At 40.0% G+C, this 15,597-nt stretch carries 14 protein-coding genes; 10 read left to right on the forward strand and 4 right to left on the reverse strand.

From position 1 onward, the window contains the following. Nucleotides 1-48: 48 nt before the first annotated feature. From AC6H0V_RS14760 to AC6H0V_RS14770, 3 genes are read left to right on the forward strand one after another with little or no spacing between them, the layout of a single operon-like run. Nucleotides 49-1,290 (forward strand): sensor histidine kinase, encoded by a 1,242-nt coding sequence (locus AC6H0V_RS14760; protein WP_497560960.1) that lies wholly within the window; start codon nt 49-51, stop codon nt 1,288-1,290. Further along, nucleotides 1,238-1,741, forward strand: coding sequence for a DinB family protein (locus AC6H0V_RS14765; RefSeq protein ID WP_497560961.1), 504 nt, complete (start codon nt 1,238-1,240; stop codon nt 1,739-1,741). The genes AC6H0V_RS14760 and AC6H0V_RS14765 overlap by 53 nt, the downstream gene beginning before the upstream one ends. Continuing rightward, nucleotides 1,738-2,157, forward strand: coding sequence for a hotdog fold thioesterase (locus AC6H0V_RS14770; RefSeq protein ID WP_497560962.1), 420 nt, complete (start codon nt 1,738-1,740; stop codon nt 2,155-2,157). Before AC6H0V_RS14765 ends, AC6H0V_RS14770 begins: the two co-directional genes overlap by 4 nt. Before the next feature lie 282 nt (nt 2,158-2,439). On the opposite strand, the gene AC6H0V_RS14775 is transcribed toward AC6H0V_RS14770, so the two are convergent. Continuing rightward, nucleotides 2,440-2,799 carry a DUF6249 domain-containing protein gene (locus AC6H0V_RS14775; RefSeq protein WP_497560963.1) on the reverse strand — a complete coding sequence of 120 codons (360 nt, stop codon included), beginning with the start codon at nt 2,797-2,799 and terminating at the stop codon, nt 2,440-2,442. Between the two features lie 288 nt (nt 2,800-3,087). On the opposite strand from AC6H0V_RS14775, the gene AC6H0V_RS14780 reads away from it, so the two are divergent. Both AC6H0V_RS14780 and AC6H0V_RS14785 read left to right on the forward strand, forming a co-directional pair. Continuing rightward, complete coding sequence (locus AC6H0V_RS14780) at nt 3,088-3,669, forward strand: RNA polymerase sigma factor (protein WP_497560964.1); 582 nt, start codon at nt 3,088-3,090, stop codon at nt 3,667-3,669. Continuing rightward, on the forward strand, nt 3,666-4,163 hold the full coding sequence (locus tag AC6H0V_RS14785) for an anti-sigma factor (RefSeq protein ID WP_497560965.1): 498 nt from the start codon (nt 3,666-3,668) through the stop codon (nt 4,161-4,163). Before AC6H0V_RS14780 ends, AC6H0V_RS14785 begins: the two co-directional genes overlap by 4 nt. Before the next feature lie 47 nt (nt 4,164-4,210). Here the strand turns inward: AC6H0V_RS14785 and AC6H0V_RS14790 are convergent, their stop codons facing one another. The 3 genes from AC6H0V_RS14790 to AC6H0V_RS14800 all read right to left on the reverse strand — a co-directional run bounded on the left by AC6H0V_RS14790 (nt 4,211) and on the right by AC6H0V_RS14800 (nt 7,696). Then, complete coding sequence (locus tag AC6H0V_RS14790) at nt 4,211-4,789, reverse strand: DUF2911 domain-containing protein (protein ID WP_497560966.1); 579 nt, start codon at nt 4,787-4,789, stop codon at nt 4,211-4,213. Nucleotides 4,790-4,879: 90 nt separating this feature from the next. Next, complete coding sequence (locus AC6H0V_RS14795; RefSeq protein ID WP_497560967.1) at nt 4,880-5,062, reverse strand: hypothetical protein; 183 nt, start codon at nt 5,060-5,062, stop codon at nt 4,880-4,882. A gap of 126 nt (nt 5,063-5,188) precedes the next feature. Next, a complete protein-coding gene (locus AC6H0V_RS14800; RefSeq protein WP_497560968.1) occupies nt 5,189-7,696 on the reverse strand; it encodes a bifunctional glycoside hydrolase family 9 protein/polysaccharide deacetylase in 2,508 nt (835 codons plus the stop codon). 511 nt (nt 7,697-8,207) lie between these two features. Between AC6H0V_RS14800 and AC6H0V_RS14805 the strand changes: the two genes are divergently transcribed. The 5 genes from AC6H0V_RS14805 to AC6H0V_RS14825 all read left to right on the forward strand — a co-directional run bounded on the left by AC6H0V_RS14805 (nt 8,208) and on the right by AC6H0V_RS14825 (nt 15,577). Then, nucleotides 8,208-8,828, forward strand: coding sequence for a TetR/AcrR family transcriptional regulator (locus tag AC6H0V_RS14805; RefSeq protein WP_497560969.1), 621 nt, complete (start codon nt 8,208-8,210; stop codon nt 8,826-8,828). Further along, nucleotides 8,828-10,141, forward strand: coding sequence for a TolC family protein (locus AC6H0V_RS14810; protein ID WP_497560970.1), 1,314 nt, complete (start codon nt 8,828-8,830; stop codon nt 10,139-10,141). The genes AC6H0V_RS14805 and AC6H0V_RS14810 overlap by 1 nt, the downstream gene beginning before the upstream one ends. Nucleotides 10,142-10,164: 23 nt before the next feature. Then, entirely contained in the window at nt 10,165-11,208 is a 1,044-nt protein-coding gene (locus AC6H0V_RS14815; RefSeq protein WP_497560971.1) for an HlyD family secretion protein, read from the forward strand. A 1-nt stretch (nt 11,209) separates the two neighbouring features. Further along, a complete protein-coding gene (locus AC6H0V_RS14820; RefSeq protein WP_497560972.1) occupies nt 11,210-12,763 on the forward strand; it encodes a DHA2 family efflux MFS transporter permease subunit in 1,554 nt (517 codons plus the stop codon). A gap of 228 nt (nt 12,764-12,991) precedes the next feature. Then, nucleotides 12,992-15,577: a phosphoenolpyruvate carboxylase gene (locus AC6H0V_RS14825; RefSeq protein WP_497560973.1), complete on the forward strand. Its 2,586-nt coding sequence runs from the start codon at nt 12,992-12,994 to the stop codon at nt 15,575-15,577. The last annotated feature ends 20 nt before the right edge of the window (nt 15,578-15,597 follow it).

A 15,597-nucleotide genomic window follows, 5' to 3' on the forward strand; every position in this document is an offset into this window, starting at 1 on the left:
ATTTTCCACCTTACATCTTCCATTTTTTTGTAATTTGCCACCACCGTTATGAACCCATATCAAAAAAAGCGACGCTGGAAAGTTTTTTTATTAGTTTTTGCTATCGTAATTGGTGCGGCCTCTGTTTTCTATTCCGATTTCTTTGTAAAAAAGATGGAGAGAGAGGAAGCGGCCCAGTTTCAGTTAAAAGTAAAAGTGCTCGAGCAACAGATGCGGATGATGGAAGATGATCGGCTAATGCCCATTTTCGAAACTATCAAGAAAAACAATAATATGGATGTCATCATCACTTACCAAGATGGCTCCATCTTAACTTACTACGGGTTAGATACTACAAAAACTTTTTATTCAACCGACAAAGCAAAGCAGTATGATTCTCTCTATTTTGTTCGTCAGTTGGCAAAAATGAAGAAGCAACATAAACCGGCAATCATGACGGGCCCTAACGATGAGAAGTTGATTATCTATTACAAAGATTCGTTTATTTTAACGCAATTGAGGTTTTTCCCCTACATCCAATTGGGTGTAATCGGATTGTTTCTAGCCACGGCTTACGTTGCCTTTAGTTCGGCTCGGAGGGCAGAGCAGGATCAGGTGTGGGTAGGCATGGCCAAAGAAACGGCACATCAATTGGGCACTCCTATTTCTTCTCTAATGGCATGGGTTGAACTTATTAAATCTAGATTCGATGCCCAAGACGACCCGCTCGTTGCCGAAATGGAGAACGATATCCATCGACTTGAGATCATAACAGATCGGTTTTCGAAAATTGGCTCTAAGCCAATGCTAGAAGACCATGTTGTATTTGTAGTGATCCAAAATTTTGTTGATTATTTTAAGGTGCGCACCTCAGATAAAATCAACTTTGTGATTACAGGCGATAACCAAGTTCGTGCATTGTTAAGTATCCCTTTGTTTGATTGGGTAACCGAAAACTTGCTTAAAAATGCCGCCAACGCCATAGAGAACGAAGGTACGATTACCATCAATATCATCGAAAATCTAGCAAAAGAAGAGGTGTTTATTGATGTGAGTGACACGGGCAAAGGAATTCCGTTCTCTAAGTTCAACACTGTTTTTCAGCCAGGTTATACCACACGAAAAAGAGGCTGGGGCTTGGGGCTTTCATTAACCAAAAGAATAATCGAAAATTACCATAGCGGACAGATTTTTGTAAAGGACTCACAACTTGGAAAAGGCACCACATTCAGGATCGTTTTAAAAAGTAGTTTAACATATGAACCGACCACAAACACAGGAATACCCAGTATGGGGAGAAACCTACATTAGCAAAGTTGAAGGCGATGTTGTTCAGATTTTAACGGCACAGGCCGATGATTTTGCCAGTTTTATCCATACTCTTGCCTCAAAGGCAGATTATGCCTATGCACCAGGCAAGTGGACCATCAAACAACTGATTGGCCATATTATAGACACCGAAAGGATTTTAGTATATAGGCTATTATGTTTTGCCAGGGGCGAAGAAGCCCCCTTACCGGGTTTTGAAGAGGATGATTATGTTGCAAACGCCCATTTTGTAGATAGCAACTTAACAAGCATGGCCGAAGAATTTAGTTTATTAAGAAAAGCTAACCTTTATCTGATCCGCTCTTTAAAGGAACACGACCTTAATAGGGTTGGTAATGCTAATGGAAAACAAATTACGGTTAGGGCCTTAGTATTTATTCTTGCTGGACATATCGTTCATCATACACAGGTGATTAAAGAGCGCTATCTATGATCTGGTTTCGCGAGTTTATCCCCGCAATGTTAAACGATAGGCCAAAAAACCATCTTGGTGCTTTGCTCGGAATAGAGTTTACCGAAATAGGCGAAGATTACGTCTGCGCAACAATGCCAGTTGATGAAAGAACCCACCAACCGGTAGGCATTTTGCATGGAGGAGCTTCGGTTGTACTAGCGGAAACGTTAGGAAGTATCGCATCGTACATGTGTATTGACCCCAATAAGTATATTGCCGTGGGCTTGGAGGTTAATGCCAATCACCTACGGCCTGTAAGTAGCGGCTTGGTAAAAGGCATCTGTAAACCCTTGCACATTGGTGGAAAAACCCAAGTATGGGAAATTAAAATCTACAACAATAAAGGAAAAATGAATTGCGTAAGTAGGTTAACTGTTGCAATTTTGCCCAAATAGAGAGTCCGAGAGTCGGAAAAGTCCGAGAGTCCAAAGACAATGACCACATAGAAACATAGGTCACATAGAGTGCGGAAGTTGCAAAAGTCCGAGAGTCCACGGACAATGACCACATAGAACATAGGCCACATGGATTCCGGAGCAGAAAAGTGCGAGAGTCCGAAGACAATGACCACATAGGAACATAGGTCACATAGAGTCCTGGGGTTGGAAAGTTCGAGAGTCCGAAGTTTAAGTTAAACCACGGACTCTCGCACTCCTGACTTTCGGACTCGTTTTGTACTAACTGTGTTTATCCAGCCATTTTTTCTCGATTACATAAGAGCCGATTAATCCTAGGCCTCCAAATATTCCGATACAACCGAAATATACCGCTACGGCCTGTCCTTCTTCGCCGTTGTTCATGTTGCTGCCAAATATACCTCTAACGGTAAATAAGGCAACTAGTAATCCTATGCCCAACCCAACTAATAGCAGGCCAAATTTTAGGCTTATAAAGGGTTTGGGAGTGGCTTTTTGTGTGCCGGGATCAATGCCTCTTTCGATCATTGCCATCTTCTCTTTGTTTGAGAAGTATCTAATGCCAAATACCATTGCAAAGGCACCTAAGAATAATGATATTGCTACTAATGCTCCATCCATGATGTTTATTTTTTAAGGTTAATAATTTGTTTCTTATGTGTTCTGAACTCTATGACAACACGAAAAAAAATTAGGTTACATCTTAGGTTAAATTTTTTTCTAGTGCCATTATCCGAAAGCTCCGACGCCCCTTAAGCTTTAGACACCTTTGAGAGCCCCATTTAATTAGCACCTCGCTATTTGGATGCCGCCCTAATACGCTTTACGCTTTACGCAATACGCAATACTAATAGTATATTTACTTTAAGTGTAACCTGCTCTCAAGAAGCTGCGTCTTATGGTTAGTATATGCAAGCATTAGAAACAGATTTGGCCTTAATAACTCAAGTGTTGGAAGGCAATACCGGAATATATTCGGTGTTGGTGAAGCGTCATCAGCGGTTTGTTTTTACCCTGGCCATGCGTTTCGCAAAAAACAGGGAAGATGCTGAAGAGATTGCTCAAGACTGCTTTGTAAAGGCCTATCGCGCTTTAGGAACGTTTAAACAAACATCAAAGTTTTCTACTTGGCTGTATACTATAACTTACACCACGGCAATGACATTCCTCCGTAAAAAGCGCTTGGATACACAATCCATAAACGACGACGAAAATGTATTGCAGATTGCCAATAGTGGTATTGATTTTGATGCCAACCTCGTAGAGCGAAAATCAAGCTATGGATATTTAAATCAAGCCATAGATCTGCTATTGCCTGATGATGCGGCTATTATCACATTATTTTATAAGGGCGAGCAAAGCTTGGAAGAGATTGGCGAAGCCCTAAATATGGAGGCAAATACGATTAAGGTAAAATTACATCGGGCTAGGCACCGGTTAAAAGAAAAATTACAATATTTGTTAAAGGATGAAGTTAAGGAATTGATATGAACACGATAGAAGAGCAACTTTGGAACTACATAGACGGAAACTGTAATGCCGTTGAAAAAACTGAAATGGAGGCTAAAATAGCTTCTAATTTACAGTATAACGCCATTTATCAAGAACTGTTGGCGGTACATGCCGAGCTTAACAAGTTGGATTTTGAAGAGCCATCCCTATCGTTTACCCGAAATGTGATGGAGCAGGTAAGTCATGAGCTTCGCCCCGTGGCGTTAAAAACAAAAGTCGATAACCGAATAGCTTATGCAATAGGAGGCTTTTTTGCGCTTTCGTTACTTTGTATTTTCGGGTATGTGGTTTCAATAAGCAATTTAAGTTTTGACTTTGCCCTTCCTAAAATGGATATGAATTTTAAAGCTTTCGAAACCTTTAGTCCAACATATTTAACTGTATTTATAATTGTTGATACCATATTGGCCTTGCTTTACTTGGATAGTTACCTTAGAAAAGGGAGAGTGTTAAGCGGAAAGCGAAGGGAGTGAGGACGCTTAAGAGATTTTAAACTTACGAAGTTATAAAACTTCGTAAGTTATTTCTTAAAATTAATTGGCAGCGCCACCTGGGTGGTGTCCCAGGCCATCATTAAATTAACTCCATCTGGAGTATCAACAAATGTCATTGAAAAAACTTCTATAATTCTGTCGAGTTTGGTGATGGGTACATCTAAACGAACAAGATCCATACTTTGGTTGTAGGTAAAGGCTCCCCATCTGTCGGTTTGCCTATTTACAATGAGCGTCCATTTATCTTTGTTGGGGACGGCAAACAAACTGTAGGTGCCTGCTTTAATCCTTTTATCGCCGATGGTTACTGCTTTAGCAAAATAGATCTCGGTATTTTCATTAGCACCTAATCGCCAAACTTTATCAAATTGTTCCAAAACGCCAAAAATTTCTCTTCCTTTCCTTTGAGGACGAGAATAGAGCACTTTTATAAGGGGGAGCGAGGTATCATCCTTTTTAACCTTTGGTGCATTGATTGGGTAATACAATGCATCCATCGGACTCGAATCCATAATAGGATATTTAATAACCGGCGAAACATCTTGGGCTTGTGCAGAAATGCCAAGCAGTACTATTAATAGGCCTAAGCTTAGTTTTTTGATCATCTGGAAAAGATTGTTATGTTTTTAAACCTTAGTAAGTTAAACTTATTAAGTCGCCTTAATTTTTTAACTATCTTAATGGTTAATTACAGTCTAATAATGACGGCCCTTTACAATGCTATTTAAAAATACGCCTGCAAAGATCAGACCCAAAATACCACCTAAAACAACCCAACCAAAGTTAGAGGTTACCGCTAAAACAGATAATATTCCTGTAAATAGACCTATAACATACCAAACCCACTCAAAACTGTTTTTATTTTCGCTTGTATTCATAATTTTTTCTATTGTGAAGCTATCATTAACATCTTCCTAATTTGTAGATGGCAACAATCGTTTCTTCTACGCTAATGGTATTTATTTGTGCCAAAGGTAAATATTTATTTTAAAAATTTTATTGCGTTAACGTGCTCCTTTTAATAATTGGGTGATAGTTACCATTGCATAGCCGCTAGATTTAAGGTATTTGATCAATTCGGGCAATTTATTGTAAAACTTATCTTTTCGTTTTGGATCTGTTCCGATGTGCAACAATAAGATAAATCCATTTAACCCGGTCGGATTACTTTTGTCGTAAGTTAAGATCGATTGATAAATTTCATCGCTACTCCGGTACGATTTGCCCATCTCTGGGTAGGTGTAATCTGCATTAGAACGCGTTCCGGGAGTGAAATTAACCAATTGTAATCCCATTTGGCTTGTCCAGTTAGCTATGGTTTGATTATACCACTCGTATGGCGGCAAGAAATAAGGAGTCTCATTTTTGGAAATCCCAAATCTTTTCATTGCTTCGTAATTAGCGGCTAGATCTTTGGTAAATTGTTGTGGCGTTATCAATAAACTATCTCTTTTTGTCCAATCGTTATACAACAGGTGTTGATCAGAATGTGCACCCAGGTAATTACCGTTTGCTTTTAAATTTTTGATGGTTGCACTAAATGCTGGGTTGCGATAAAACCTTCCCGTAAGAAAAAAGGATGCGCTGATCTGGTTTTCTTTAAGGGCAGCATTGATCACTTTTCCTCCATCACCAAATTCATCTCCAGTAAAAACCAGCGCCACTTGCTTTTTATTTCGATCGCCCCTGGTTATCGCGCCTTTGAAATTCTCTAAATCCGGGGTTCTACTGTCGAACGCGGCCAGTAGGTACACCAATGATGCAGTACCGTCCATGGTTGGTTCATTCGTGCTGTAATCTCCATAATCATCGTGATAAACGGCTAGATCACTTTGGAACGCTTCATATTCATCGGCCTCTGCCAATTTAATGCCGATCAGATTTTTATAAATATTGGTATAAACCGGCCCATCAACCAGTCCCCCATCAATAGGATATTGCTTTAAGTGGGTAAATGCCGAATGTGGGTCACTAGGCGTATCGCCCCAGGTGGGCAGCCCATACACCATGCTCGTTCCCCATGGATTACATCCAAAAAGCCAATCGAAATTTGCCTGTTCCAACTCGTTAAAACTTAAATCCCCACTTAGTTCTTTATACCAAAAGCATTGTGTTGCGAATGAGGTTGTTAAATTATTGCTGCACCAAACAAATGGAACACCACGATAGAATGCATTTTTTTTTGCCCTTTCCCAAACTTGCTCAATCCCTTGTTTATAATAATGGATCAGTTGATAACGGCGTGATGGACTTGCTTTTGCCAGTGCATAGTGTCCAAGATTTACAAAAGGATAATATTGATAGTGTTTTGCCGTATCTGAAGCAAACCATGGTGTGGTCTGTTCCTTTATCGCATAATCAAAAGCTAAGCGATAATTCTTTTCCTGCTCTTTTTTCTGTATTAAAGCCATGGATGCATGGGCCAACTCCATATCATCAACCCAGTTATCTTCTGCATAAATGTAGGGCGATTTTACCGATACCGTTTGGGTAACACCTTTTTTAATATTGGCATAAGCCAGTGCCGTTCTTGCTTTTTCAGCTAATAGAGAGGCGTAATTTGGGTTGTTCTTTGCAAAAATGATGGATCCTAAGCTAAATGCGCTGGTAAATTTTGCAGCCGTAGAACTTGTTCCGGTTGTATTGTTCATGAACTTGCCTCGTTGTTGGGGCTCGCCATTGATAAAGTACAAAGGGCGTTCAAAGCCTTTTCCATATTGGCTATCCATTTTAGGGATACGCATAGAAATATGATCCCGATCATCAGCCAATTGATTAAACATAATGTCGTTCTTAGGATGCATTTTAACCAGCCACTCCAAACCCCATTTGGCTTCGTCCAATACATCGGCGATGCCATTTTTGCCATCCAAGCCATTGGCTAGTTTCTCATCCCCAAACGCAGCCGGAAAATCGCGATAGGCCATTAACAAATGATAGGTAGCATTGGCTGATGTAGTGGAATATTGGAGGTAGTCGCTCGCATCATGCCATCCGCCGGATGCGTCGAAATGCGTACTATCTTTAATTCCGGCTGTTGAACCATATAACGCATACCCATCGTCCGTATGGCAGCTGTCTTTCAAGTAGGGATTAAATCCACTCCGCTGCTGGCGCATGTAACGCAGCGCGAAGTCTGCCGTTTGCCGGTAAACATCTACATCAATATGAATTGGGGGTGAAACAATATCTCCTACCCTCAACAGGTATTTTCCAGGAAGTTTGAAATCAGAGAAATTTAATCTTGCGGTTGCCGTAAAAGGGCCATAAGCGCCAAATGACGTGATATTAGTTGACGTATATACGACTTTCCCGCTTTTACCATCCACTAGCTCAAATTTAGTAGGTACTTCTTTTGTTTTGCTTGCCCAGATAGCCACTTTGCTCGATGCTGGTTGGTAGCCCAAAAGGTTAATTCTTATCCAGCTGTTGCTTGGGTCTATTGTTGATTTTGGTGTGAACGCGGATAGGATCACTATGGTAAGGGTAGCAACTAAGGCTAGTTTCTTCATTAGGGGAGCGGAGTTTGACAATTAAAGTTAGTGTTTTTGTTGGGACTTTTGAATCGTGAGACACGAACCAATGCCTTTTTAATTATAAGTTAATATGATTAAGTTTGTTATGCCGATCCATTAGAGGCGCTCTCAACAATGAAATTTCTTATTGCTTTTATTCTTTTCGCCAACTCATTGGTGATCAATCCCACTAAAGATGAAGTGGTGTATGTATGTGTCAGCAGTGGTGCAGTAGCTTACCACCAAAAACTTGCCTGCGGTGGTCTTCAAGTCTGTAGCCACAAGATTGTTAAAACTATTAAATCAGACGCAATCAAAAAATATAAATTGAGAGCGTGTAAGAGGTGTTATTAACATATAGCTTGCTTCAGCAAACTTAGGCTAAGTGTGTTCTCGCCTCATACCTATCGCCTAAGCGCCCTATTTTTATCATCCAATTGTCAAGTGTGCTTATTTTGCTTGGTTGTTAATCAATCGATTGATTAACTTTGTCGAGTTAAAATTGATCATGGAAAAAAGCGATAAACGATCCGATATTCTAAAGGCTGCAGAAATGCTATTTGCAGAATTTGGTTATGAAGGAACTTCTACCCGCCAGATTGCTAAAGAATCAGGTGCCAATATGGCGATGATCAATTATTATTTTGGGAGTAAAGAGGGTGTATTTTTAGAAATTATGGAAAGCCGCATCTCTGGCTTTAAATCGCAGCTTAATTTAATTAACGAAGAACATATTCCTGCACAAGAAAAGTTATTAAAGGTTGTTGAAGTATACGCAGCGCGTATTTTCTCTAATGTTTGCTTTCATAAAATGATGCATAGAGAGCTGTTGCAAACCCAGCGTCCCGAAATGTTTACGCAAATTAAGGATGCGATGGCTCAAAATTTACTGATCATCGAATCCATCATTAATGCGGGCATCAAAGAAGGAAAATTTAGGCAGGTTGATGTGCGCATGCTTATTGTAACCATTATGGGCACCATCAGTATGGTTACCACTTCGCCTACCAAAGTAATTACCGAACCTAATTTTGATATTAAAGTTGATGCCCAAAGAGAATTGCTAAAAGAGCGTTTAGTTCTCCATTTAAAAGATCTTGTCCTTACCCACTTAACCTTAGTAAAATAATGATTACCACTAAATTTAAATCCTTACTTATTGTTTTATTGCTCCCTGCGGTTTTACACGCACAATCAGTAAAAAAATTAACCTTACAAGAAGCTATAGATTTGGGCACAGCTAACAGCAAAAATCTAAAACTTGCTCAAAATAAAATCGACGAATCAATTGCAAGGCTCGCGGTTATCAATGATAGCGCCCTACCAACCGCAACAGCGGGATTTTTATACAATCACGCCGAAATCCCAGCCAATAAGTTAACCATTGGCAGTGGAAGCACTATCCAGTTACCAAACAGAGCTGATGCATTTGTTGGTACCGCAGCCATTCAGGAAGTAATTTATGGCGGTGGCCGATATAAGTTCGCACAGGAATCAACCAAATTGCTAACTGAGGTTGCGCGTTTGGATGCTGATAAAAACAAAGAAGAAATCGGCTATGCAATCATTAATACCTATTTCTCCTTATATAAGGTAATGCAGAGCAAAAAAGTGGTTGAACAGAACTTAACGGCAATAGCCGGTCAGCTTAACCAAGCACAACGCTTTTTCGAACAGGGGATCGTAACCAAAAATGACGTGCTAAGGTTCCAATTGCAACAGGCGAATGTTTCTTTAACCTCTATGGAGATAGAGAATAACCGAAAAATTATTAACTATAACCTTAATATCCTCCTAGGACTGCCAGATGATACCGAGGTTATAATTGCAGAAACTGATTTGCCATTAAAGGCTGTAGCGCCATTAAGTACTTATATTTCGCAGGCCTATGCCGGCAGACAAGAGCTGCAACAATTGGATCTGCAAAATAAGGTGGCCGACTATAACATCAAAACCATTAAGGCCGGCCAAAAGCCTACCATAGGAGTGGGTGCTAATCTGTATTATATCAACCCTAACAGCTTTATTCCACAGGCCAACCAGTTTGTTGCCCCGATCACCCTTGGAGCAAATGTTTCTTGGAACATTGCTTCTCTCTGGACCAACAAAAATAAAGTTGCAGAAGCTAGGGTTCAACAACAGGAAATAGGTCTTCAGAAAGATATTTTATCAGATAATATCAAATCTGAACTGAACAAAAACTATCAGAACTACACGCTAGCGGTAAATAAAATAAGCATTTTAGAAACCTCCATTGCCCAAGCAACAGAAAACGATCGATTATTAGAATCAAAATATAAAAACAACATTGCTTCGGTAACAGACAGAATTGATGCCGAAACTTTGCTGTATCAGGCTAAGATCAATTTAGAATTGGCAAAAGCCGATGCCAAATTAGCCTATTATACGTTGCTAAAATCAACCGGAAAAATTACTCAATAACATAACCCTAACAAATTTATATAATGACAACACCAGCAAAAAAGAAAAACAAAGTTTTACCCATTATACTTGCCGTACTCGTAATTTTGGGCGCAGCCTTTGGTATCAATGAGTACCTTTACTCAAGTAAGCACGTTGATACCGATGATGCGCAAATAGATGGCGATATCAGTCCTGTAGTAGCCCGCGTAGGCGGATATGTTAAAGACATTAACTTTGAAGAAAACACTACCGTTAACCAGGATCAGGTATTGGTAACTCTAGACGATCGCGACTATAAAATTAAATTAGAACAGGCTCAAGCTGGCCAAGTGGGTGCGAATGCCAATGTAGGTGTTTCGCAGGCACAAATTGCTGCTACTTCGGCTAATACCAGCACTGCAAAAGCAAACATCGAAGCCGCTAGGGTAAGGCTTAATCTGGCCCAAAAAGATTTCGAACGTTATGCCAATCTAATCAAAGATGGGGCAGTTACCCAACAAGCATTTGATCAGGCAAAAGCACAAAAAGAAACTGCTCAAGCAACTTACACTGCAGCGGTTGATCAATATAATGCGGCTGTTAAGCAAGTAGGTACAACCCAATCGCAACTTGGCGTAAGCAGCTCGGGAGTAACCCAACATCAGAGCGATGTTGATTTTGCCAAATTACAACTTTCATATACCCAGATCAAAGCGCCAACTACGGGGATCGTTTCTAAAAAGAATATTCAAAAGGGACAATTGATCCAACCGGGCCAAGCGTTATTTGCTATCGTAAATGAAAACAGCCTGTTTGTTACTGCAAACTTCAAAGAAACCCAACTAGAAAAATTAAGCGTGGGCTTACCTGTAGAAATTAAGGTAGATGCTTATCCAGACCAGCCAATTAAGGGCGAAGTGTATAATTTTTCTCCAATTACTGGAGCAAAAGGATCGTTACTTCCGCCAGATAATGCTACTGGGAATTTCGTGAAAGTGGTTCAACGTGTGCCCGTAAAAATCAAATTTAAGTCTAGCGATAAAGCGCTATTAGATAAATTACGTCCAGGAATGAGCGTAAAAGTATCTGTATCTATAACTAAATAACATGGCCGAAGTAGGTTTTAAAAAATGGATTATTACGTTTACGGTAATCACCGCTTCTTTGTTGGAGCTGATTGATACCACCATTGTAAACGTTGCGATTCCTCAAATTCAAGGCAATCTGGGTGCAACCCTAGAAGATATAGCTTGGTTATCAACCGGATATGCTGTTGCCAATGTAATTATTTTGCCTATGTCGGGCTGGCTTGGGAGCAGATTTGGCCGTAAAAATTATTTTTTAACTTCCATAATCGTTTTTACCCTCGTATCGTTCTTATGTGGTAATGCCACCTCATTAGAAGAACTGATCCTCTTTAGGATCTTACAGGGATTAGCCGGAGGCGGATTGATCTCTACGGCGCAAGCCATTTTAATAGAAACATGGCCTCGTGAAGATGTGGGTATTGCCACCGCACTATTCGGCTTGGGCGCTGTAGTTGGCCCAACAGTTGGCCCAACAATTGGAGGTTATATTTTGGAAGTTACCGATGGAAATTGGCCCTGGATTTTTTATGTGAATATTCCCGTCGGGATTTTGGCCGCATACTGTACCATTACCTATATACGAGAGACGCCAAAAGATGGAAAAGGGCTACCAATCGATTGGTGGGGAATTGGGTTATTGGCCATTGCCGTAGGCAGTTTACAAACATTACTAGAAAAAGGAGAAAGCCAAGACTGGTTTTCTACCCCATACATTACGGCCTTAGCTGTAGCGGCTGTTTTTGGCTTATTGCTGTTTATTTGGCGAGAGTTAAGTACCGACCATCCCATCGTAAATTTTAAGATCATGGGGCATCGAAGCTTTTCGATCGGCATGTTTACCTCTTTCATTTTAGGGTTTGGCTTATATGGTTCTGTGTTTGTTTTCCCTGTTTTTGCACAAAATCTTTTAGGGTTTACGGCATTACAAACCGGAAAACTTTTTATAGCCGGCGGGATTTGTACGATCTCTATGATGCCATTTATAGGTATTATGCTTAAGAAGGGGGTCCCGGCCCAGTTTATGGCGACAGGTGGAATGTTCTTGTTTTTTGTGTTCTGCTGGATGTTGAGCAAATCTACGCTGGCATCCGGAACGGGCGACTTCTTTTGGCCATTAGTAATTAGAGGTTTCGGAATGGCCCTCCTTTTTGTGCCCCTAACCACTTTAGCAATGCAAGATCTTAAAGGCTCGGAAATTGGCCAGGGCTCTGGTTTGAACAATATGAGCAGGCAGTTGGGCGGCTCTTTTGGGATAGCTGCCTTAACCACATTGATCCATGTGCGCTTAGGAGGCCACAGAAGCAATCTGCTTTCCAATATAAATGAATATAATCCTGCCTTTACCGAAAGATTAAATAAAATGATCAGTGGTTTCATGGCAAAAGGCTCATCTTACCTAGATGCAAAATTAATGGCCATGAAAGCGATTGAGGGATCGGTAATTAAGCAAAGTATGTTGCTTACCTACAGTGATGCCTATTGGGTGGCCGGGATGATCATGCTGTGCTCTATCCCTTTACTGTATTTACAGAAATTTAAAAAGAATACGAATATCCCCACAGACGTTCATTAAAACAAAAGATCCCCGATATAAATACCGGGGATCTCTTTCCCAAAAAATTAACAATTTTACAAAGCCCTCTTACACGAACTTTGTGGATACTTTTAAAAGATTTGTTTAACCTTTAATAGTTACAAGGTAAGACTTTTTTATAAAAGTTCAAAATTTTTATCATTCGTATTTTTAGGCTGATTTTGTATTATTTTTGTTGTTAAGGTTCAATTTTCTTACCTTTTCAGCATGCAAGCACTCCAACCTACTAGTCAGCGCGAATCTATATTCAATAACGAGGTAGTTTCTCGCTTCGAATTGTACAATAGTTTATTCCTAACCCTCCCGTTTTATAAGATTAAAGACACCGGAACTTTACTGCCGCTATTTATAAAAAGTTGTGAAGAAGGTGTTAAAAAACATGAAACTCCAGCAAAGCTGATAGAAGCTTTTTTTGAAAAATACACCCCTAACACCGATTCGAAATCAATAGTAGACCTTCTATTTAGGTTTATCCAATATATAGAACGGCAAGTGGTACTCTTTGACGCGGTTGAAGATGCTTCTTTTAACAAGCTAAACGTAACAGATGAGCAAAGTTCGCTGCGGGCGTTGTTTTTAAAAGCTAACGACGATAAAGGTTTGCATGATAAAGTTGACCATTTGATCGAAGAGTTTTCGCTCCGGTTGGTTTTAACCGCACATCCTACTCAGTTTTATCCGGGAAGCGTGTTGGCCATTATCAACGACTTAACCTTGGCTATCCGTAAAAATGATATCAGTACTATTAATCAGCTCCTCCAACAATTGGGCAAAACCCCTTTTTTCAATAAAAAATCGCCCACCCCTGTTGATGAAGCCTTAAGCTTGGCCTGGTATTTGGAAAACGTTTTCTATTTCGCGGCAGCAAATATTCAAAGCGGTTTAAATCAGCTATTGAGCGAGTATCATATCGACCCTAAAAAAATAATAGAACTGGGTTTTTGGCCAGGGGGCGACAGAGATGGAAATCCAAACGTCCACTCAGAAACCACCTTAAAGGTTTCTCAGATGTTGCGCCAAATTCTTTTCAGGTGTTATTACAGAGATTTTAGGAACCTAAAACGCCGCATCACGTTTAGGGGTGTAGAAGAAAGCATTTCTCTTCTACAAGACATACTTTATAAAAATGCGTTTGATAGCAATTTAGAGCCCGAAGATATTTCCGAATTATTGATAGAAAACTTAAACAAGATCCACGAAACCCTTCTTAAAGATCATGACGGTTTATTTGTTGACCTGGTAGATAACCTCACCCGAAAAGTAGAACTATACCGCAGCCATTTTGCCTCTCTAGATATTAGGCAAGATAGCCGCATTTTGAGGGATGTACATGCTTATTGCCGCAATCAAAAGCCAATTAATGCTTTATTTAGTGAGGGCTACGGTGATTTGCCGGAAGCCGAGAAAATCAAGGCCCTTTCTTTTAGACATGCAAAAATTATCTATACTGATGAACAGGACAGCCTGGTTAAGGATACCTTAGAAACAATTGCACAGATCAAGAAAATGCAGCAAAGCAATGGCGAAATGGCCTGCCATCGTTTTATTATCAGCAACTGCCAACAAGCTAGTGATATCTTACAACTTATTGAACTTTTCTTGTGGAACGGCTGGGAAGCGAACGAACTGACTATAGATTTTGTGCCTTTGTTCGAAACGGTAAACGATCTCTCAGGCGCCGCCGAAATTATGGAAACCCTTTACGCTAACTCCTTTTATAAAACCCATTTAGCTCGCAGGGGCGGAAAACAGGATATTATGTTGGGCTTTTCTGACAGCACTAAAGATGGAGGCTATTTGATGGCTAACTGGTCTATTTTTAAAGCAAAAGTAGGTTTAACCACTGTTTCTGAAAAACATAATATCAAATTGGCATTTTTTGATGGGCGTGGCGGGCCCCCTTCTCGAGGTGGTGGTAAAACCCATCGATTTTATGCTTCGATGGGAAAAGAGATCGCTAATAAAAATATTCAATTAACCATACAAGGGCAAACCATTAGTTCACAATACGGATCTATCGATAGCGCAGCTTTTAATATAGAACAATTAATTAATGCGGGTATCTCCGCAGGAGTGAAAGAAAAACATAATGTTTTGTTAGATAAAGCTAATCACGACACGCTGGAGACCATGGCCGTTGATAGCTATGAGTCTTTTTTGGCCCTGCGTAAGCACCCCCTATTTTTGCCCTATTTAGAAACCCTCTCGCCTTTAAGTTTACTTTCGAAGATTACGATTAGTAGTAGGCCAGTAAAAAGAAATTCAGGAGAAGCGTTAAAACTAGAAGATTTAAGGGCAATTAGTTTTGTTACCTCATGGAGCCAGTTAAAGCAGAATATCCCTGGATATTATGGCGTAGGTACTGCGTTAAAAAATCAAGAAAAAGCAGGAAATTGGGAGCAGGTAGAAAAGACATATCACCAATCAGGCTATTTTAAAACCATTATCGACAATTGCATGATGTCTATGAGCAAATCTGATTTTGCCATTACAGCCTATCTGGCAAACGACAAAAAATTTGGTAAGTTCTGGAAGATGCTCCATCAAGAATTTGAGCTTTCTAAAGAAATGTTGTTAAAATTGGCTGGGCATGAAAAACTGATGGAAAACTATCCCGTTGAGAAACGTTCTATCGCTGTTAGAGAAAAAATTATCCTTCCATTAGTGCTGATCCAACACTATGCGCTAGAAAAACTACAACATAAATTAAGTGATGAGATGCAACAATCTTACGAAAAGCTTGCCATTAGAACGGTATATGGAATTGTAAACGCAGGGCGGAATTTGGCATAAACAAGATCACATAGGAATTA

The sequence above is a fragment of the Pedobacter sp. NO84 genome (assembly GCF_059703915.1).